Here is a 20,812-nt window from a genome sequence, read left to right on the forward strand (position 1 = left end):
GACGAATGATGACTTCGACGAATGACTGAGAGAGACGTTCCCATGACGATGACCCCCGAGCAGGCCACCCAGTTCGCCGACGCCTTCGACCGGCTCGTGCGTGGTGTGGAGCAGGTTGTGCTCGGCAAGAACCACGTCATTCGGCTTGCCTTCACAGCGTTGCTGAGCGAGGGGCATCTGCTGCTTGAAGACGTGCCCGGCACCGGCAAAACCTCGCTCGCCCGGGCAATCGCGCAGAGCGTTCGCGGAACGAGCAACCGGGTGCAGTTCACCCCCGACCTGCTGCCCGGTGACATCACCGGAGTGAGCATCTACGACCAACGCCACGGGGCATTCGAGTTTCACCGCGGGCCCATCTTTGCCAACATTGTGCTCGCTGATGAGATCAACCGCGCGAGCCCGAAGACGCAATCGGCGCTGCTCGAAGTGATGGAGGAGGGGCAGGTAACAACGGATGGTGTGACTCACCAGGTGGGGACACCCTTCATGGTCATCGCCACGCAGAACTCCATCGAACAGGCGGGTACCTACCGGCTCCCCGAGGCACAGCTTGACCGGTTCATTATGAAGTCGTCGATCGGCTATCCCGACCACACGTCGATGATTCGTATTCTCGATGGTGCCGACCACCGTGCCCACGAGGTGACGGTTCCGCCGGTGCTGTCGGCGGAGACCGTGGTTGAGCTGGCGACCCTGGCGCGCACCGTCTTTGTGGACGCGAGCATCACCGACTATGTGTCCCGGCTGGTGGACGCCACCCGTACCGCGCCCGAGGTGCGGCTGGGCGTGAGCGTTCGCGGTGCCCTCGCGCTCATTCGAACGGTCAAAACCCTCGCAGCAGCCAATGGCCGCCACTACGTTATTCCCGACGACGTGAAGGTACTTGCGGAACCCGTGCTCGCGCACCGTCTCCTTCTGGATGCCGAGAGTGAATTCGATGGGGTCACGGCTTCCCAGGTGATTGCCCAAATTGTGGTCGAGACACCCCCGCCGAGTGAACGAGCCCAGCGTGACTGACACCATCGCCACCCCGCGAACGTTTGCCGCCGGTTGGCCAGAAGCGCCCGAGGGACGCCTGGCGCGCTTCATTGCGCTGGTGATGCGCCGGTCGCTGGCGCTGCGTGGGCACATCCGTGCCGCCCGGCGTGTGGTGGCGGCCGTTGTCACACCCTTTGGCGCGGCCATGGGTGCCCTCGTGATCGTGGCGTTTCTGGTGGGGTACCTCGCTGGCTGGAGTGAACTGGTGGTCATGGCGTGGACCGGCCTGACGCTGGTTGTTGTTGCTCTCGCCTACCTGCTCGGGCGTACCGCCTACGCCGTCAGTCTCACGCTCGGCACGAATCGGGCCGTCGTCGGTGACGTTGTGGCGGGGAACGTGCGGGTGCACAACCCGGCGCGCGGCCGCGTACCGGGTGTCAACGTTGAGGTTCCCGTGGGATCGGCGCTGTCGATCATTCAGATGCCCGCCCTTCGCCGGCTGGCCAGCTTCAGTCACGACTTTGTGGTGCCCACCCGTCGGCGCGGGTTGGTCACGGTGGGACCGGTGCGAACGGTTCGCGCCGATCCGATCGGACTGGTGCGCAAGGAATTGGTATGGGCCGATCAGATTGAGCTGCGCGTTCATCCGCGTACCATCTCCATTCCGAGCATGAGCACCGGGCTCATTCGCGATTTGGAAGGGAATCCCACCCGCGACCTCACCACCACTGACGTATCGTTCAATTCGTTGCGTGAATACGTGTCGGGGGACGAGCGCCGCAGCATCCACTGGAAGAGTTCGGCGAAGACCGGCACACTCATGGTGCGTCAGTTCGAAGAGACCCGGCGCAGCGAGCTGATGGTTGTTCTGGGTATCCGAGACGACGAGTGCGCAACCGACGAGGAGTTCGAGCTCGCGGTGAGTGTGGCTGGATCACTCGGGGTGCGAGCCATTCGTGACGGCCGAACCGTGTCCGTGTCCGTGAGCGCGTTGACCCCGCAGCAGGATCGCCGCCGCGTTGGGGCGATGCGTAGCCTCAGCACCGTGACGCGGATGCGACTCCTCGACGACCTGAGCGTGGTCGAACGAGACGGCTCGGCCCTCCCCTTAGCGGATGTCGCCGGCTTCGCCTCCGAGGCCGTGCAGGGAATTTCGGTGGCCTTCATCGTGTGCGGTTCCACCCTGACCGCCCGCGAGCTTCGTGCGGTTGCGAACCGGTTCTCAACCGGTGTGCAGGTCGTGGCCGTGGTGTGCGATCCGGAAGCGGTGCCACGTTTTCGTCGGATGGGTGAACTCAGTGTGATCACCATCGGGTTCCTCGACGACCTGCAGAAAAGCCTCGCCCGAACGCGGGCGACATGACCGCGACAGTGGAGGCTCCAGTACCGGCACGGCGGCGGTCGACGCGCCAGAAGGGGCGCCTCGACGGGCGCCTCATCGTGGGGCATGGTATGGCGCTTTTTCTCGCCACGGCGACGGCATCCGTCACCCTGTGGCCCGTCTATCAGAGCCGGCAATTTGTCGTGGTGGTGCTCGGCGCGTTCATTATCGGAACGCTCATCGCTCTTTGCGGCACGGTGTTTCGGTGGCCGGGCTGGGTGGTCATGCTGGCAACCCTGGCCGGCTTCCTCCTCGGCGGTGTTCCTCTCGCCGTTCCCGATCGGGCCATCAACGGCATCTGGCCCTCCGGCGCCGGCATCAGCGAACTCGTCGCTGCCGGCGCGCTCAGCTGGAAGCAGCTGGTCACTATTGTGCTGCCCGTGGGTTCCTACCAGAGCCTGCTCGTTCCCCTCCTGATCCTCGTGCTCGTTTCGACGGTCGCTGGGCTGTCGACTGCCCTGCGGGCCCGGGTACCGGAATATGCGGTCCTGGCTCCGATCGCCTTCTTCCTGGCCGGAATCGCGCTCGGACCCACCAGCGAATTCACGCCGCTCCTCTCGGGTGTCGTCTTCTTCGTCATCGTGCTCGGGTGGGTGTTGTGGATGCGTCACATGCGCACCGCTGCAACCCGGACGGCATCAGGAGCAACAGAAGAACGGCGTTCTCGGGGGCGCGCCGTGCTGAGCGCCGGGGCCATCATGACGGTCGCGGTGTCCATCGGAGCGGTGGCGGCGGTTGCCCTGCCCGCTGCGAGCGAGCGTGACGTGCTGCGGGCCCGCGTGCAACAGCCGTTCAACCCGCAGGACTATGCCAGCCCGCTGAGTGAATTTCGCAGTTACCTGCAGCCGGAGCTCGCCGACGACACCCTCCTGGAGGTGACCGGTCTGCCCGCCGAGGGTCGTCTGCGGCTCGCGACCCTCGACAGCTACGACGGAATCGTCTACTCAGCGGGCAGCGCAACCACGAGGAGCGCGTCGGGTTCTTTCACGCGCCTGCCCTATCGACTCGACCAGAGTCAGGTGGCGGGGGAACAGACCACCCTCACGGTCACGGTCGAGGGCTACACGGGCCGGTGGGTGCCGGGAATCGGTCAGCTGGAGCAGATTGAATTTTCCGGTGCCACCGCGATCGCCCGCTCCGATTCGTTCTTCTACAACGACAATGGCGGCTCCGGCGCGGTGCTCTCCGGCTTGACCCGCGGGGATTCCTACCGGAGCGAGTCGGTCACCCCGGTGCCCGTGTCCGGGCTCTCCACCCTGCGCCCGGGCTCGGCGGTTCAACCGCCCATCGGTCTTATTCCCGACGGACTCGTCGAGACGCTCGAGAGTTACGTGCGTGCCGACTCCGCGCCGGGGCTGCAACTTCAGCAGGCGCTCGCCGGGCTCGCGAACGCGGGCTACGTGAGCCATGGGCTGGGGGACGATGAGCCGGTCAGCCGTTCAGGGCACGGTGCCGATCGCATCACCGAACTGTTCACCGCTATCCCCATGCTCGGCGACGAGGAGCAGTATGCCGTCGCCGCAGCCCTGATGGCCCGGCAGATCGGCTTTCCGGCCCGCGTCGTTGTCGGCTTCGCCCCGCAGATCGACCCCGAAGCCACGGAGCCCGTCCAGATCACAGGATCCGACGCGTCAGCCTGGATCGAGGTGCAATCGAACGCAGGGAACTGGGTGACGATCGACCCGACACCCGCCATCCGGGACATTCCCGCGGAACAACCGGATGACCCAACCGTCGTCTCTCGTCCCCAATCCGTGCTTCCACCGCCCGAGATTGACACGCCCCAGCAGCGGGATCCGGTTCCGGCCGAACGCACCGTGGACGACCCGGTCGTGCCGGTGAGCCCCGTGCTGGCCTTTCTGCGTGCCGCCGCGGTCGTGGCGGGGTGGACGCTGCTCGGGCTCCTGATTGTGCTGTCCCCAGCGCTGCTGGTGATTGTCGCCAAGCTGCGTCGGCGTCGGTTGCGGCGCCGTCAGGCGACACCACTGGCGCGGATTGCCGGCGCGTGGCATGAATTTGTCGATGCGGCCACGGATCATCAGGTGCCGATGCTGAAAAATGCCACCCGACTGGAGGTTGCCGAGGCCGTTGATGACCTCACTACCAACCCTGTGCCGACGGCCGAACCACGCGCGGATGCCGCCCGAGTGGCCCGAGCCGTGGACCACGCCATTTTCGCTCCGGTCATACCAACGACGGCGGATGCCGACGCGCTCTGGCATTGCGTCGACGACCTGCGCCGCGAGCTCGGGGTGGGCCGCACGCGCCGGGAACGCGTGCGGGCGCTCATCAGTCTTCGCTCGTTCAGTCGGTACGCTGGAGGGACAGCGTAGACGGAAGGAGCGGGCTCGTGACCTGCCAGATTTGTGGTGCCATGCTCCCGCAGGGAGCCATGTTCTGTGGTGAATGCGGTAGCTCCAGCACCGCTACCCCGCTCACCCGGAAGCGGCCGGACCCGCGGCCAAATGACACAACCATCATTCCGCCCCTGCTGGCGCGGCCTACCGTTGTGTCGGTCCCGGTCGAGATGGGGGCAGCGCCGCGGCCTGCTCCTACTAGAGCACCGGGCGTCAACGCACCCGCCGGGTTTGTTCTGCAATTCAGCACCGGCGAAACGGTCTCTGTTCGCGGGAGCGGCTTGATTGGCCGACGCCCCATGCCTCAGCCGGGGGAGTCCTTCGATGTGCTTCTGCCCATCGCGGACGCGGGAATGTCGGTGTCGAAGACTCATCTGGAATTCGGTCAGCACGATGGTGAATTCTGGGTCAGTGATCGTTTTTCCGGTAATGGGACCGTGCTCCGCCGGCCCAACGAGGCTCCCGTCCGATGCGAGCCCGGGCGCCGCTATCGGGTGTCACGCCGGTCACGGGTTGAAATTGCAGACCAGTTCTTCACCGTGAACTAAACCGGTCAGGCTCAGCCTTCCGCTCCTCCACAGGGTGACGCAGTATCGGTTATGCTCCCTGGCCGCCCTCGCCGCGGCGGAACGTGCACGCTCGTGATGTGCTGTCACCATGATTCTCCCCGATGAACCGCTCACGCTACCGCCGAAGCCGGTGCCTCCACCACCGCCCCCATTTCCGCTCCTCGCGACGCTCGCGCCACTGGGCGCCGCCGCACTAATCTGGTTCGTGACCGGTTCTGCCTTCGCACTGGTGTTCGCGGTGCTGAGCCCGGTGATTGCCATCGCGAGTATGGCCGACGCGCGACGCACCCAGCGCAAACGAGCGCTTCGTGACGCCGTCACATATGCCGATGCACTCGAGCAGCTGCGCACGAGCGTTGCGGAACGTCTCGACGGGCAACGCCAGCAGTTGTGCCGGCGCACACCGTCGGTCGCGTGCATTCTGGAGCAGCCGGTGGGCGTGGGGCGGTGGCGGAGGTCAGGAGCGACAACCGTCAGTCTCGGTCTCGGCACGATCGACAGCGATCTGCGGCTCTCGGCTGCCACGACACCCGGGGAGCAGCGCGAACTTCGGCAGTTTGCCGCGATACTCCCGGGGGCTCCGATCACGGTGGACGCGGTCGGTGGTATCGGGATCATTGGTCCGCCCGCCCTCACCCGTGCCATGGGGCGATGCGTCCTGGTGCAGCTGTGTCACGCGCTGCCGCCCACCGAATGCGCGGTCTCGTCGCTCACGTTGCCCGGCTGGGAGTGGCTGACGGGCCTGCCCCACAGTCGCACGGGGGCAACGCACGGCAGTGCCTATTGCCTCGTGGTGGTAGAGGCTCGTTCCGCTCTGGAGGCGCCCGAGCGCACCCTTCTGACGACGGCGCTGCCTGATACGGTGCTGCCTGATACGGCGCCGGCAACCGGGGGAACGTCCACCGCGCTGGTCATCACTCTGGCGGAGCACATCGAAGATCTCCCGCCCGGCCCGGCCACCGTGGTGCGCGTTCACGGCCCGCAACGTGCCGTGCTGCTGGCGGCAGACCGGCACACCGACAACCTGGAGTTTCACCCCGAACTTGTTACCACCGAGGCGGCACTGTGCTTTGCTGTCCACGCGCGGGAGCAGGCTGTGGCTGCGGGGCTTGACGGTGGAAGTACCCTCATGCCCCGGGTGGTGACCCTCTCCGAGATTGGTCACCTTCACCCGCCGGAGAACGGTCCGGGAGCATCGTCCTCGCTGGCCTGTCTGCTCGGGCGCAGTGACGGCGGCGACGTGATTGTCGATCTGGTGCGCTCCGGACCTCATGCCGTCGTGGGCGGCACCACGGGAAGTGGCAAGAGCGAGCTGTTGGTGACCTGGATCACGGCGCTGGCCGGGAGCTATTCGCCGGCGCAGGTCACGTTTCTCCTCGTGGATTTTAAAGGTGGAGCGGCTTTTCGCCCCCTGCAGACCCTGCCGCACTGCGTGGGCCTCATCACTGACCTCGACGCCGGAGCAGCGTCACGTGCTCTCTCGAGCCTCGCTGCCGAACTGCGGTATCGAGAGGGTGTTCTCGCTGCCGCGCAGGTGAGCGACGTCACGGATGCTCGTCTGTCGCACGGCCCCCAGAGTCTCTCGCGGCTGGTCATCGTGATTGATGAATTTGCCACAATGATCAACGCCTTCCCCGAGCTGCATGCGCTCTTCGTGGACATTGCCGCCCGCGGACGCTCGTTGGGCGTGCATCTCATCCTGTGCACTCAGCGACCTGCCGGGGTGGTGAAGGATGCCCTCCTGGCTAACTGCAGCCTGCGACTCTCGCTGCGAGTCAACAACGGGGCTGATAGTCAGGCCGTCATCGGAACGAATGCAGCGGCACTCATCTCGCCACAGTTTCCGGGTCGGTGTCTCATCGCGGCATCAGCAGGGGAGCCGACGTCGTGTCAGGTTGCCACCACCGAGCCGACAGACATAGCGGATGCGCGTGGGGCAGTGTCGAAAACGCAGCTGACCGGGGTGCGACGCCCCTGGCTCGAACCGCTCCCGAGCACCCTGACCGATGTGCATCTCGCCGGAACGGACGGTGACATGACGGCGGAGCACGGCAATGATTTTCTGCTGGGACTCCTGGACGAACCGGAACAGCAACGATATCGAGTGGCCCGGTGGAATCCCCAGAGCGACGGGCATCTTCTGGTCGTGGGTTGTGCCGGATCAGGCAAGAGCAGCCTGCTGCGAACCCTCGCCACTCAGCAGCGGCGGGTGCCGGTCGACCTCGTGTCCGCCGACGTGGAAGCCACCTGGGACGGGTTGAGTCGTGCCCACTCGGCCCTGGCGGCATCAGCTCCGGATCGAGATCGCGTCCTGGTGCTCGACGACTTTGATTCCGTGTGCGCCAGGTGGGAAGCGGAGCACCGCTTCAAGGCGCTGGAGATGCTCACAACCATTCTCCGTGATGGTCCGGCCCGCGGACTGACCGTGGTCATTTCTGTGCAGCGCCTCACGGGTGGGCTGAATAGCCTGACGGCTCTCTGCAGCACTGTCTTGCTCTTACGAATGTCAAGCCTGCAGGAGCACCTCGCAGCAGGTGGGCAGTCCGCACACTTTGATCCATCCCTTCCGGCTGGTGGTGGTCGCCTCCACGGGTTGCGGGTGCAGTTACTCGCCCCTCCTGCGGGCACGACGCCGTCCTGTGTCCGTGAGGTGACGCACCTCGGCGACCAGGCACTGATCGTGGTTTCGTCTGTCCCGGCCGCAACGGCGGCCCTCTGGCGCGCAGCACGCGGTCCGGGCGTGCAGGTCGTTGAGATAACGGGTATTCCCACCCTCACGACCTCAGATCGGTTGGAGCTCTCCGATGGTCACGGCGCTCGGGTGGTGATTGGCGATGCCGAGGCGTGGCAGGCCCAGTGGGCGCTGCTGTCCACACTCCGTTCCCACCTGCCGATCGTCTTTGATCGCGCCAGCCTCGCGGACTATCGCGTCATCGGCCGGAGGCGCGACCTGCCTCCAGCGCTCGCGCCGGATCGCGGGCACGTGTGGGTGCTTCAGCCCGACGGCTCCGTGGTGCGGGGCTCCCTGCCGGTAGCGCCCACACCAACGCCGGGCGGAGATGCAGCCTAGGCGAGAACATCGGCGAGTGAGCGACACTCGAGACCGTGTGCACTGGCGACCGGAGCGCTCATGATGCTCCCGGCGTAGGTTGTCAGCCCGCGCGCGAGGGAGGAATCCGCGTTGAGGGCGCTCTTCCAGCCCCGGTTGGCAATGGCACGAACGTAGGGCAGCGTGGCATTGGTCAATGCGTAGGTCGACGTGTGGGGCACCGCGCCGGGCATGTTGGCGACGCAGTAGAAGAGCGACCGGTGCACGGTGAACGTGGGCTCGGCGTGCGTGGTCGGATGGGAGTCGGCGAAGCATCCGCCCTGATCGACGGCAATGTCCACCAGGACGCTGCCCGGGCGCATGCGTGACACCAGCTCATTGCTCACGAGCTTGGGTGCACGGGCCCCGGGGATGAGGACGGAGCCAATGACCATGTCGGCTTCCGAGACAGCCTTGTCGATTTCAAAGCTGTTCGACGCGATGGTCTTGACCCGACCGAAGTGCAGGGCGTCGAGTTCGCGCAGCCGGAACAGGTTGGTGTCGAGCACGGTGACGTCGGCGCCCAGTCCCAGGGCTACCTGCATCGCGGCGGTTCCCGCAACGCCACCTCCGAGCACAACGATGCGTGCCGGGTGGGTGCCCGGCACCCCGGGAACCAGGAGTCCGGGGCCACCGTTGGGTTTGAGCATCACGTTGGCGCCCACAATAGGCGCGAGGCGCCCGGCCACCTCGCTCATGGGGGCGAGGAGCGGCAGCGCTCCGGAGGGAAGCTGCACCGTTTCGTAGGCAATCGAGGTGACGCCGGCCGACAGCAGCGCCTGCGTGAGCAGTGGCTCCGCCGCGAGGTGCAGATAGGTGAACAGCACCAGGTCGGACCGAAAGAAGGCGTATTCGCTGTCGACGGGTTCCTTCACCTTGAGCAGCAGGTCCGCAGCAGCCCAGGTGCGGGCAGCATCCGCCAGGATCACGGCGCCTGCCGCTTCATATGCCTCATCGGGAATGCTGGAGCCGAGGCCGGCTCCGGCCTGAACGAAGACCTCGTGCCCATTCTCGGTGAGTTCGTGAACCCCGGCGGGCGTGACAGCCACTCGAAATTCGTTGTTCTTCACCTCTGTGGGGATCGCAACCTTCATGGTGCTCCTCGATCACCGGCATCGCCCGGGGACGACCCTGTCCCTGCCTGAAACTAGGTTATCCCCGCGCACGTCCCTGCGACGGATGAATTTGGCAGGAGCAGGTACGCGCGAGCAGGTAGGGACGAGCAGCTAGGTGTAGCTGGGACGGATCGAACCCACGGGCTTGCCGCCGCCGGTGACCGTGAGTCCGAGCTCAGAAATCGTCGCGTCGACATCTGCTCGAGAAAGGGCTCCGGCGTCGGCCAGCAGGCTCAGAGCCACAACGGCACCCGCACGCAGGTTGCCGTCCAGAATCTTCAACGCTACCGTCATGCCGTTGTCAGCCGATGCCACCATGATTCCCTCGGCACCACCCTTCATGAACAGACCCAGCCGATCGATGATCACGCTGTCGGAATGTCCGGGACCGGCAATGACCCAGCCGTTTTCGCGAACCGCTTCGGCAAGAAAACCAGCCTCGCGGTAAATGGCAAAGGGTGAGGTGGACTTCGACGTGGCAATGCGAGCGATGCCGCGCGCCAGACCGGTCAGCGACAGGGCATGCACGGGAGCGCCGCACCCGTCGATCCCGGAGGCCACCGGGCGCTCGCCGGTAAAGCGTTCCACCACGTCGAGAATGCGCTTTTGGAGCGGATGTTCCGGGTCGAGATACCCGTTGAGGGCCCAGCCGTTCTGCACGCACGCCACCAGCATGGCGGCGTGCTTGCCCGAGCATTCCATGTGCACGGCAGCGGGACCGGCGCCGGCGCGCACGAGTTCGTCCCGGGTCGTGGAATCGATGGGCCAGGCGGCCGGGCAGCCCAGGGCGGATTCGGTGATGCCCGCACGAGCCAGCAGCCCGCGCACCAGATCGGTGTGCTTCGTCGTGCCGACGTGGCTGGCGGTGGCGATTGCCGCGTCTTCCCCGCGCAGAGCGACGCCGCTGGACATCACGGCGATCGCCTGGAAGGGCTTCATGGCTGACCGCGGAAAGACCGGTGTCTCGATGTCGCCGAGAGCACGCAGAACCTCACCGTTCGCCCCCAGCACCACAGCCGAACCGGCATGCCGGGACTCGACAAAGCCGCTGCGCTCAACGACGGCGAGCTCGACGGCATCCGTTATGGTGAAGGTTTCTGACACGGTAATACTCCTGGCCTGCTGGTTGTCGGACGGACGGTGTGCGGTTTAGAGCGCAGCCATGGCGTCGTCGATCACCGAGAGGGCGTCCGCGATCAGCACATCGGTCAGGGCCAAGCTCGGCAGAAAGCGCAGAACGTTGCCGTAGGTTCCAGCCGTGAGCAGCAGCACGCCGTGAGCCGCGGCGTACGCGGAGATGGCGGATACCGCTGCGGCGTTGGGCAGCTTGGTGGTGTCGCCGGTGCCAGCCTGGACGAGTTCAATGGCCATCATGGCCCCGCGTCCGCGAATCTCCCCAATGATGTCGTACTTGTTCTTCAAAGCGGTGAGGCCAGCGGTGAGTGTGGCGCCGATGCGCTCACCCTCGGCGAGAAGGTTGTTGGCTTCGATTGCTTCGAAGACAGCCACGGCGGCTGCACACGAGACGGGATTTCCACCGAACGTGCCGCCCAGGCCGCCGGGCTGTGACGCGTCGAGAATTTCGGCGCGGCCCGTGACGGCGGCCAGTGGGAAGCCACCGGCAATGCCCTTGGCAGAGAGAACGAGGTCGGGAATCAAACCGAAGTGCTCGCTGGCAAAGTACTTTCCGGTGCGACCCATTCCGCTCTGAATCTCGTCGGCGATCATGACAACGCCGTTGTTCGTGCACCACACCTGCAGGGCCGGGAGGTAACCGTCGGCGGGAACCATGAAGCCACCCTCACCCTGGATGGGCTCCACCACGAGGCAGGCCAGGTCGGACGCGCCGATGACCTTTTCCAAGTAGGCGATGGTGCGCGTGGCGGCATCCGCTCCGCTGAGTCCGTCGTGATACGGGTAGGAGCTCGGTGCGTGATACACGTCGCTGGCGAGCGGGCCGTAGCCGGTGGCGTAGGGGGCGGCCTTGTAGTTCATGGCCATGGTGAGCACCGTGCGGCCGTGGTAAGCGTGGTCGAGAACGGCCACCGCGCGTCGGCCGGTGTACTTGCGAGCGATCTTCACACCGTTTTCTACGGCTTCGGCTCCCGAGTTAATGAGCACCGACTTCTTGGCGAAATCACCGGGGGTGTGCTGGGCGAGGAGTTCGGCAACGCGCACGTACTCCTCGTAGGGGGTCACCGTGAAAAGGGTGTGGATGAATTCTTCGGCCTGGCCCACCGCGGCAGCGACAACGCTCGACTCGGTGTGGCCAATGGTGGTCACGCCGATGCCGGCACCCAGGTCGATGAACTGGTTGCCGTCAACGTCGACGACAATCGCACCGTTTGCCTTCTTGATGTAGACGGGGAGCATCGAGTTAACACCGCTCGACACGACGCTCAGGCGGCGAGCATGAAGCTCGGCCGACTTCGGACCGGGGATGGCGGTCACAATCTTTCGTTCCTGCGGCACCGTGTAGGTGGCGGAGGGAGCGGGGGATACGGCGGGCGCGGCGGCGAGAGTGTCTGTCATGGTGACTTCAGTTTACCGACCCTGTGCTGGTGGAACCGTGAGGGCCTGCAAGAATCTTGTATGAGCGAGGGAGACACGTGAACGGAGTGCACGAATATGCGGTGCGGGTGGAGTGGACCGGCAATCGCGGCACGGGAACGAACCACTACAAGGCGTATGGCCGTGATCACCTGATTACTCCGGCGGGGCGGGCATCCGCCGCTAAGCCTCCGATCCTCGGCTCGTCGGATTCCACATTTCACGGGGATAACGATCGGTGGAATCCCGAAGAGCTCCTGCTCGCTGCGCTCAGCCAGTGTCATCTGCTGTCGTATCTGCACGTCGCGGCGCGCAATGGTGTGACGGTAACCGCTTACACGGATGCCCCGCTCGGCACGATGGAGCAGGTTGCTGGCGGCGGGGGACACTTCACGACCGTGACGCTCCGACCGCGCGTGAGTATTGCCGGCCCGGCACAGGTTGATTTCGCCCAGTCCCTGCACGCCGAGGCAGCCCGCGAATGTTTTATCGCTGCCTCCGTCAACTTTCCCGTTCTGCATCAGGCAGAAACGGTCGCAGCCCTGTAGCCGCGCTGCCGTTCAGCAGTGCAGCCGGGACGGGGCATCAGTCGCGCGCAAGCCGCGCGGCGCGCAGTGCTATGAACAATTCCGCAGCATCCACGGGGCGGGTCACCGAGCGGCCCGTGAGCGCAGCGAGTCTGGTCAGTCGATGCAGCACCGTATTGCGATGGCAGTGAATCAGGCGGGCCGCTTCGCTGGTGGAGCCGTTCGCCTCGAACCAGGCGGCGAGGGTATCGAGCAGCAGGTCGGATTCCCGGCCACCGATCGCGTTGAGGGAGCCGAGAATGGTGGCGCGGGCCTCCGCCGCTGAGGCCGGGTCGCGCACGATCAGCAGGTCCAGAGGTGCGGAGTCGTACCGGTGTGCGCCCACGCTGCCGTTCGGAATGCACCGGAGGGACAGGCGAGCCTGGGTCACCGCGTCGCGGGCACCGGTAAGGCTCGAAAAGGTTCGGCTGACACCGATACGTGATGCCGCACGCTCGGAAACGATGTGAACTGCAATCGCTGTATCCGTGTCGAGGACGCACGCGAGCAGGCCCACGAATTCACCCTTCCCTGTGGCCCACGCCGAGTGGATGCCGGCCGCACGTAGTCGGGGTGTGACTCCCGGCATCGGGTCATCGCCTGTGCCACTACCCTCCGCTGCGACCACAAGATAGGTGGCCTGCTCGGGGAGGCCCAGTGCGCGCAGCACGCGGGGAATGTCGCGTGTGGCGGTGTCGCCCTCGAGCAGGCTGGCCAACTTCACGCTTTTTGCCTGCTGGTCCTTGCGGTCGAGGTCGTCCATGACCTCGCGATAGGCCTCGGCGGCCGCATTGGAATACTCATCGATGATCCCCCACACGGAGGAGGAGACCTGGAGGAGGGTTTCGGAGCTTTGCGGGGAGGTGAGCGACCGCGTCATCATCTCCTCCCATAAGAGCAAACCGGCGAGGCGGTAGGCGTGCAGGAGTCCGGCCATCGGAATATTCGATGCCGCCTTGACGCGTCCCGCCCGCCGCGGAGCCTCGAGCGAACGAGTGCTTCCGGCCAGGCCCCGAAGGAGGGCTTCGATGTTTTCGGTCACCACCGACTCGAGGACGTGCAGTTCAAGCGTGCTCTCGGCATAGGAATGCTCCCCGTGGAGAATCTGATCAACGATTCGGGCGGAGAGGGCCGGCACGGAATCAAGAAGGTCCGTGAAAAGCGCCCGTGCGTTCGCGTCCAGTCCGTTCGAGACGGTGGCGGGATCGTTCGAACGGTGGGTCAGTGCAATGGCGGAGTCCAGAGTGCGCATGCAGGAACAGTAGCGTCATTTCTCCGTGACGTGTTGTGCAGCGGCACAATGCATCGAGCACAGGTCAGGGCCGCTGCCTATCGGATCCTGACCTGAAACGGTGCATGATCGACACACGATCAAAGGAGATCCATGAGCATTGCAGAGCAGACCCCGCCGGACGTGAACGCCTCTACTGCGTCTCCGCACACCATGTCTCCGCGCACCACGGAGTTGTCCGGGGCTGTCCGGGACGAGTTGGACGCGGCTCTTCACGATCTCGTTGACGGCGCCGCTCGGTGGGCAGCCATGCCGCTCACGCGGCGCGCGGAGCTGCTCGCTGCCACCCACTCCGCCATGGCTGGGCAGGCAAAACGCTGGGCAATCCGGGCCCGTGACATCAAAGGTTTGGATGCCTCCTCTCCGCTTGTTGGTGAGGAATGGATTTCTGGTCCCTATGCCGCGCTTGCCGGCGTGGGCACCCTGGCTCACAGTGTCGCTGCGCTCGCCGCAGGCACGTCACCGCTGGCCGGCATCAGGGTGGGTACTGCTCCGGGTAACCGTGTGACGATCCCGGTTCTTCCGCACACCGCACATGAGGCGGTGCTGCTGCACGGCTTCCACGCGGAGGTGTGGCTGAGGCCCGGAGTTACCGCCACCGACGCGGTCAAGAAGGCCGGGCTGGGCGAGCTGAACCCCACGGTGTCCGGAGGAGTGGGCCTCGTGCTCGGTGCCGGCAACATCACATCGATCCCTCCACTGGATGTTCTGTACGAAATTGTGGCCAACAACCGTGCCGTGATCCTGAAGCTCAACCCGATCATGGCGGGCATGATGAGCGTGTATTTGGCGGCACTGGAGCCGCTCGTGACCGCGAAACTGCTGCGAGTGGTTCAGGGCGGGGCCGCCGAGGGTAGTTATCTCGCGCACAACGCTCTGGTCGACCACGTTCACATCACGGGCAGCGCGGCCACTCACGACGTGGTCGTCTGGGGGCCCGGAGCAGACGGTGCCGCGCGCAAAGCGGCGGGAACACCGCTTCTGAACAAGCCCATCACGAGTGAGCTCGGCGGTGTGGCACCGATCATCATTCTGCCGAGCCGGTGGACCGCGCACGATCTGCGCTATCAGGCCGAACACGTGGCCACGATGCGGCTGCACAACGGCGGTTACAACTGCATCGCCGGTCAAATCGTGGTGCTCAGTGCCGACTGGCCGCAGAAGGCCGAGTTCCTCACCGAATTGGCGGCGGCCCTGGAGCGCACACCCGCTCGCCCGGCGTGGTATCCCGGGAGTGACTCGCGGATGTCTGCCGCCGCGGTGTGTTACCCGAACGCTCAGCGCTTCGCCGCGGGCACTCGACTCCTCGTGTCAATCACGGGCGAGCAGGACGCCACCTATCTGCAAACGACGGAGACCTTTTCGCCGGTGCTGGGAGTGATCGAACTTCCGGGATCAGGTCAGGTGTTCCTTGATGGTGCTGTTGCGACCGTCAATCGGGACTTCCTCGGAACCCTCGGCGCCAATCTGATTGCAGACCCGTCGGTGATCAGGAAGCTCGGTCGCGGGTTCCGCACGGCCATCGCGAACCTGGAGTACGGGACGATCGCCATCAACGCGTGGACGGGCCTGGGCTTTCTGACGGCGACGGCATCGTGGGGCGCCTTCCCGGGTCACACCATCGACAACGTGCAGTCGGGAATCGGGGTGGTGCATAACGCACTCCTGATCGATTCCCCGGAACGCACGGTGGTCACCGGTCCGTTCCGTCCGTTCCCGCGGTCCGTCGCCCACGGTGAGTTTGCGCTGTTCCCGAAACCTCCGTGGTTCGTCACGGCACGCAGTGCGCAGAAGACCGGCGCTCTGCTCGCGGGCTTCGCGGCCAAGCCATCCTGGGCGAAGCTGCCCGCGATCTTCCTCTCTGCCTTCCGGGCTTAGGGCCGGCGACTCCAATGAAAAAGGTCGACATGATCCAGACACGTCCTGGCAGCACCCTCCTGACCACCCGCGACGGTGGTTCGTTCGATTACGTCGTGGTGGGGGCGGGTTCGGCCGGTGCTGCTCTCGCCAACCGGCTCAGTGCTCACCCGTCGACATCGGTGGTGTTGCTGGAGGCCGGTGGGAACGACTCGAACCCGAGCGTTCACATTCCCGCGGCGTTCTCGGGGCTGTTCAAGACGGATCTGGACTGGAACTACGAGACCACCCCGCAGCCGGGCCTCGGAGGTCGCACCATTTATTGGCCACGCGGCAAGGTTCTGGGTGGCTCATCGTCGCTGAACGCGATGATGTGGGTACGCGGGTTCGCGGCGGACTACGACCGCTGGGCCGATCTGGCGGGCCCCGACTGGTCCTACGAATCCCTGCTCCCCATCTTCCAACGGGTGGAACGGGTTCAGGATGCCAGCAATCCCGAGCACGGTGCCGCGGGAGCGATGAACGTGGAGCATCAGCGGAGTCCGCGAGAGCTCACCGCGACCTTCCTCCGGGCGGTCACCGAAGCCGGGTACGCCGTCGTGCCGCCGAACTCCCGGCAGCCCGAAGGGTTCAGTGAAACGATGCTCAGCCAGAAGAAGGGGTCACGTCACAGCACGGTCGACGGCTACCTGCGACCGGCCAAGGACCGGAAGAATCTGGTCGTTCGAACGGGGGCGCAGGCAACACGGGTGGTCTTTGACGGAACCCGCGCGGTGGGGGTGGAGTACTCGGTGGCCGGCGTCCTGCATCGGGTCGAAGCGCGCGGTGAGGTGATTCTCTGCGGTGGCGCCGTGAACACGCCGCAGCTCCTCATGCTCTCGGGTATCGGCGACGCGGCACACCTGACGTCGCAGGGCATCCCCGTGCTCGTGGACTCCCCGGAGGTCGGCGCGAATCTGAGGGACCATCTTGTGTCGTTCTTCACGGTGGAGACCCCGGGAGGGACCCTGCTCACAGCGACCGGACTGGGGGAGGTGGGAAACTATCTCCTCCGGCGGCGCGGAATGCTGACATCCAACGTGGCGGAGGCGTACGGCTTTGTCCGCTCCAGCGCCCACGTGGAGTTGCCCGACCTCGAGATGATTTTCGCACCCGCAGCGTATGTCGATGAGGGTCTTTCGGGAATCCCCGGCCACGGCATCAGCCTTGGTCCCATCTTGATCCAGCCCAAAAGCACTGGAACCGTCACGCTGGCGTCGGCCGACCCGTTCGACAAACCGATCATTGATCCGCGCTACCTGTCGGATCCCGGCGGAGAGGACCGCGCGGTGATGATGCGCGGGCTCGCCATCGCCGAGCGGATCCTGTCAACCCCGTCGATGACGGCGGTCTCTAACGGGAAGTACATGCGCCCGATGAAGGGCGAGCAACTCGACACGGCAACACGGGCAGCCAGCGCTCTCAATTCCCTGTCGCACACGCTCTATCACCCGACCAGTACGGCACGGATGGGGTCAGATGCGTCGGCTCCGGTCGATGGTGAGCTCCGTGTGCGCGGGGTGCAGGGGCTCCGCGTAGCGGATGCGTCGGTTATGCCGCAGATCATTCGCGGTCATACCAACGCACCCGCCATTGTGATCGGCGAGAAGGCTGCTGAATTCATCATCGCCGCGGCACGGGCCGGTCGACGGGACAGGATCACCGTGAGCTGAGAGGTGGCGTTCCACGACGCAACCCGATGAGGGGTCAGTCCGTGAGGTACGCCGAAGACAGCGCCGCGAGTGCCTTCGGATTGGGCTTCTTGGTTCCGGGGTGTACGAGCTCGACACCGAACAGTGTTTCATCGCTGCCTCCGTCAGCTTCCCCGTCGAGCACGAGCCGGTCACCACTGCCTAGCGGCTTAGCGCAGTGCCGGGCTGCGAGTCTGACGACTTTCCCGCACGGAAAGCGTCCGAGGCTTCGGGCGCGGCGCGGGAGATGTGGAGCGTGTATGGCGCGGTAGTGTGGTTTGCGTAGTAGTGTGGGGTGCGTTGAAGTCGCACGCCGCACGAAGATCCACGCCGCACGAAGATGCACGCCGCACGAAGATGCACGCCGACCTAAGGAGATGCCGATGGATAGCACCCAGTTGCTCAAGGGGGTGCTCGACATGGCCGTCCTGGCCGTGATCGTCGACGACGACGGCTACGGCTATGACATCGTGCGCCGGTTGCGCGCCGCCGGGCTCGACGAGGTCGGCGACGCATCGGTTTACGGCACCCTCCGCCGGCTGTACAGCGCGGGGGCGCTGTCGAGCTACGTCGTCCCATCCGACGGCGGACCGCACCGCAAGTATTACGGAATGAACGCGAACGGCCGGGCAATGCTCGCCGAACAACGTTCAAACTGGACTGCCTTCGCCGATACCCTCACCCAGCTGCTCGAGAAGCCGCAACCCGCCGTCCACCTACCTACGATCGGTGACCAGTCATGAGCGAAACCGCCACCACACCGTCCATTCACGACTTTGCCCTGGCTGTACGGGCCGCCCTGAGCGACCTCCCGGCTGATGATATCGATGATCTCACGGATGACCTCGAAGCCGACCTGACCGAGCAGGCAGCTGAGGTTGCTGCTGCCGATGCGCCCACCTTTGACCTCGGCGATCCGGTCGCTTACGCCGACGAGCTGCGCAGCGCTGCCGGGCTTCCGCTGCGGGGAACGCGCCCTACGGCTCGGGTACCTCGACTGCGCCTGCTCCGAGCCTGGATCGGTGACGCACGAGCGGATGCTGCGCAGCGCATCCGCTCGACTTCGACCGGCACCGCACTGCTCGATTTTCTGCTCGTATTGCGCCCGCTCTGGTGGGTGCTGCGCGGCTGGGTCGTCTTCGTGGTCGCCGAGATATTTTTGGGTGGAGCGATCAGCACAGTGCCGTCCGATCCGGTGCGGTGGTTCGTGTTCGCGGCCTTCGTTGTCTTGAGCGTGCAGTGGGGTCGCGGCCGCTGGCTGCCGTGGCGCTGGCTGCCCGGGTTTCGCACCCTTGTCAGCGTCTGCGCGGTTCTCGTGCTGCCGATTGTGCTGCTGTTCACGGTGCAACAGGCAGCACGTTCGGAGAACGGTGCCTACGTGGAATACACTCCGGCACCGAATCCCGGACTCATTCAGAGCGGCGAGCAGGTGACCAACGTTTTTGCCTACGATGCCGACGGTCAGCCGATTTCTGACGTGCAGTTGTTCGACCAGGATGGCCGGGCGCTCAACGTCGTCAATGACCCGGTGAATACGAGCTACCTGCCCCAGCTCGACAAAGCCGGTGAGAAAGACATGGTCGTGCCGAGCCTGCTGGTGCCGGCGGGCGGCGGCTGGAACGTGTTTCCGCTTCGGTTGGTGACATCGGACGATATCGACTACACCTATGACGTCTTCGGCCAGGCTTACCAAGCGGATGCGACGTCGTCGCCGTTCCCCTATGCCCAGGTGCAGCCGCTCACCGAGGTGCCGGCGTCGGGGGAGCCATCACCCACACCGTCGCCGAGACCCACAGCATCCGTTGAACCGACGGCTGGAGGATGATGCCAACGGCCGCCGAGCGGGGGCGGTCAGAAGCCCGTCGGCCATCAACCTGCTCCCCACTCATTCCGGCCCCAGCCTAACCAACGCCACGGCTCGGCGTCCGAAACTGGCGTAACCGGCGGACTACGCCGGGAACGACGCAGACAGCGCCGCGAGGGCCTCCTCGATGACGGTTGCCGCATCATCGATGAGCTCGTCGGAGATGACGACCGAGGGCATGATGCGCAGCACCGAGTCCCAGCTGCCGGCATCAAGCACGATCACGCCGTTGGTTGTGGCGTGCTTGATCACGGCCGTGAGTGCCTCCGGGTTGGGCTTCTTGGTTCCAGGGTGCACGAGCTCGACACCGAACATGGCGCCCTTACCGCGGACGTCGCCCACAACAGGGAACCGCTCGGCCCAATCGCCAATCCGAGCCTGCAGTGTCTTCTCGACGCGCTGTGCCTGCGCGAGCAGGCCATCACGCTCGATCACGTTGAAGACGGCGAGGGCCGCAGCGGTCGAGACCGGGTTGCCGCCAAACGTGCCCCCGACGCCGCCGGGCTGCACGGAATCCATGATATCGGCGCGACCGGTGACGGCAGCGAGTGGGAATCCGCCGGCGATGCCCTTCGCGGTGGTGACGAGGTCGGGCACAACGTTGTGGTGTTCGATCGCGCACCACGTTCCGGTTCGCGCAATACCGGCCTGAATCTCGTCGGAAACGAACACAATGCCATTGTCGGTGCAGAATTCGCGGATGCGTTCAAAGAACCCCGGGGCGGGGGTCACGATGCCGCCGTCGCCCTGAATGGGCTCCACAAAGAAGGCGGCGATCTCCGTCGCACCGATGTGGGTGTTGATGTAGTCGATGGTCTTTTCGGCCGCTTCCTCACCCGTGAGGCCGTCACGGAAGGGGTAGCTCGTGGGCACGCTGTAGATCTCACCGGGGAATGGTCCCATGCCGGCGCGTTCCGGCCAGGGACGGTAGGTCATGGCCATGGTGAGGTTGGTGCGACCGTGGAAGGCGTGATCAAGGGCGACGATGGCACGGCGACCGGTGAACTTGCGCGCGATCTTCACCGCGTTCTCTACCGCTTCGGCGCCGGTGTTCACGAGAAGGGAACGCTTCTCAAAATCGCCGGGGGTGATCTCGGCCAGCTTCTCCGCCACGCGAACGTAGTTCTCGTAGGGTGTGACGGTGAACAGTGTGTGGGTGAGCTTGGTGGCCTGTTCGGCGGCCGCTGCGGCGATCTCCGGGTGGGCGTGGCCAATAGTCGTCACGCCGATACCGCAGCCGAGGTCGATGATCTGGTTGCCGTCGACGTCAACGAGAATCGCGCCGGCGCCGTGATCCATGTAGATGTTGGCCAGGGTGCCGGCACCGCGGGCGACGGTTCGCTCGCGTCGTGCCTGCAGCTCAACCGACTTGGGCCCGGGAAGGGCGGTGACGAGTTTGCGTTGCTGGGGGACCGAATAGGAGGCAGTCATGGGGTCAGCCTAGGGCCGTCGGCTGGATGCTGACA

The 20,812-nt window shown here is 65.4% G+C and carries 15 protein-coding genes; 10 read left to right on the forward strand and 5 right to left on the reverse strand.

The annotated features are described in order from the left end of the window. Positions 1–42: 42 nt before the first annotated feature. From H4V99_RS06100 to H4V99_RS06120, 5 genes are all read left to right on the forward strand, one after another. Complete coding sequence (locus tag H4V99_RS06100) at positions 43–1,017, forward strand: MoxR family ATPase (protein ID WP_280679978.1); 975 nt, start codon at positions 43–45, stop codon at positions 1,015–1,017. After that, positions 1,010–2,341, forward strand: coding sequence for a DUF58 domain-containing protein (locus H4V99_RS06105; protein ID WP_280676457.1), 1,332 nt, complete (start codon positions 1,010–1,012; stop codon positions 2,339–2,341). Before H4V99_RS06100 ends, H4V99_RS06105 begins: the two co-directional genes overlap by 8 nt. Then, complete coding sequence (locus tag H4V99_RS06110; RefSeq protein ID WP_280676459.1) at positions 2,338–4,692, forward strand: transglutaminase domain-containing protein; 2,355 nt, start codon at positions 2,338–2,340, stop codon at positions 4,690–4,692. The genes H4V99_RS06105 and H4V99_RS06110 overlap by 4 nt, the downstream gene beginning before the upstream one ends. Before the next feature lie 17 nt (positions 4,693–4,709). Beyond that, positions 4,710–5,264 carry an FHA domain-containing protein gene (locus tag H4V99_RS06115; protein WP_280676461.1) on the forward strand — a complete coding sequence of 185 codons (555 nt, stop codon included), beginning with the start codon at positions 4,710–4,712 and terminating at the stop codon, positions 5,262–5,264. A 109-nt stretch (positions 5,265–5,373) separates the two neighbouring features. Further along, complete coding sequence (locus H4V99_RS06120) at positions 5,374–8,355, forward strand: FtsK/SpoIIIE domain-containing protein (RefSeq protein WP_280676464.1); 2,982 nt, start codon at positions 5,374–5,376, stop codon at positions 8,353–8,355. On the opposite strand, the gene ald is transcribed toward H4V99_RS06120, so the two are convergent. The 3 genes from ald to gabT all read right to left on the reverse strand — a co-directional run bounded on the left by ald (position 8,352) and on the right by gabT (position 12,020). After that, positions 8,352–9,467 (reverse strand): alanine dehydrogenase, encoded by a 1,116-nt coding sequence (ald, locus tag H4V99_RS06125; RefSeq protein WP_280676466.1) that lies wholly within the window; start codon positions 9,465–9,467, stop codon positions 8,352–8,354. The two genes, H4V99_RS06120 and ald, sit on opposite strands and share 4 nt — an antisense overlap. A gap of 132 nt (positions 9,468–9,599) precedes the next feature. Beyond that, positions 9,600–10,592 carry an asparaginase gene (locus H4V99_RS06130; protein WP_280676468.1) on the reverse strand — a complete coding sequence of 331 codons (993 nt, stop codon included), beginning with the start codon at positions 10,590–10,592 and terminating at the stop codon, positions 9,600–9,602. Positions 10,593–10,637: 45 nt separating this feature from the next. Continuing rightward, complete coding sequence (gabT, locus tag H4V99_RS06135) at positions 10,638–12,020, reverse strand: 4-aminobutyrate--2-oxoglutarate transaminase (protein ID WP_280676470.1); 1,383 nt, start codon at positions 12,018–12,020, stop codon at positions 10,638–10,640. Between the two features lie 77 nt (positions 12,021–12,097). Here gabT and H4V99_RS06140 point away from each other — a divergent pair, with 77 nt between their 5' ends. Then, complete coding sequence (locus tag H4V99_RS06140) at positions 12,098–12,586, forward strand: OsmC family protein (RefSeq protein ID WP_280676472.1); 489 nt, start codon at positions 12,098–12,100, stop codon at positions 12,584–12,586. A gap of 37 nt (positions 12,587–12,623) precedes the next feature. On the opposite strand, the gene H4V99_RS06145 is transcribed toward H4V99_RS06140, so the two are convergent. Then, positions 12,624–13,856 (reverse strand): helix-turn-helix domain-containing protein, encoded by a 1,233-nt coding sequence (locus H4V99_RS06145; protein ID WP_280676474.1) that lies wholly within the window; start codon positions 13,854–13,856, stop codon positions 12,624–12,626. A gap of 132 nt (positions 13,857–13,988) precedes the next feature. On the opposite strand from H4V99_RS06145, the gene H4V99_RS06150 reads away from it, so the two are divergent. From H4V99_RS06150 to H4V99_RS06165, 4 genes are all read left to right on the forward strand, one after another. Then, entirely contained in the window at positions 13,989–15,773 is a 1,785-nt protein-coding gene (locus H4V99_RS06150; RefSeq protein WP_280676476.1) for an aldehyde dehydrogenase family protein, read from the forward strand. A gap of 29 nt (positions 15,774–15,802) precedes the next feature. After that, complete coding sequence (locus tag H4V99_RS06155; RefSeq protein ID WP_280676478.1) at positions 15,803–17,464, forward strand: GMC family oxidoreductase N-terminal domain-containing protein; 1,662 nt, start codon at positions 15,803–15,805, stop codon at positions 17,462–17,464. 401 nt (positions 17,465–17,865) lie between these two features. Further along, the gene (locus H4V99_RS06160) at positions 17,866–18,225 is read left to right on the forward strand and encodes a PadR family transcriptional regulator (protein ID WP_280676480.1); all 360 of its coding nucleotides are present in this window, start codon (positions 17,866–17,868) and stop codon (positions 18,223–18,225) included. Further along, positions 18,222–19,307: a hypothetical protein gene (locus H4V99_RS06165; protein WP_280676481.1), complete on the forward strand. Its 1,086-nt coding sequence runs from the start codon at positions 18,222–18,224 to the stop codon at positions 19,305–19,307. Before H4V99_RS06160 ends, H4V99_RS06165 begins: the two co-directional genes overlap by 4 nt. A 123-nt stretch (positions 19,308–19,430) precedes the next feature. On the opposite strand, the gene H4V99_RS06170 is transcribed toward H4V99_RS06165, so the two are convergent. Continuing rightward, positions 19,431–20,777, reverse strand: a complete 1,347-nt coding sequence (locus H4V99_RS06170) for an aminotransferase class III-fold pyridoxal phosphate-dependent enzyme (RefSeq protein WP_280676483.1) — start codon at positions 20,775–20,777, stop codon at positions 19,431–19,433. Positions 20,778–20,812 lie beyond the last annotated feature (35 nt).

It is taken from the genome of Cryobacterium sp. CG_9.6 (assembly GCF_029893365.1).
Lineage (GTDB): Bacteria > Actinomycetota > Actinomycetes > Actinomycetales > Microbacteriaceae > Cryobacterium.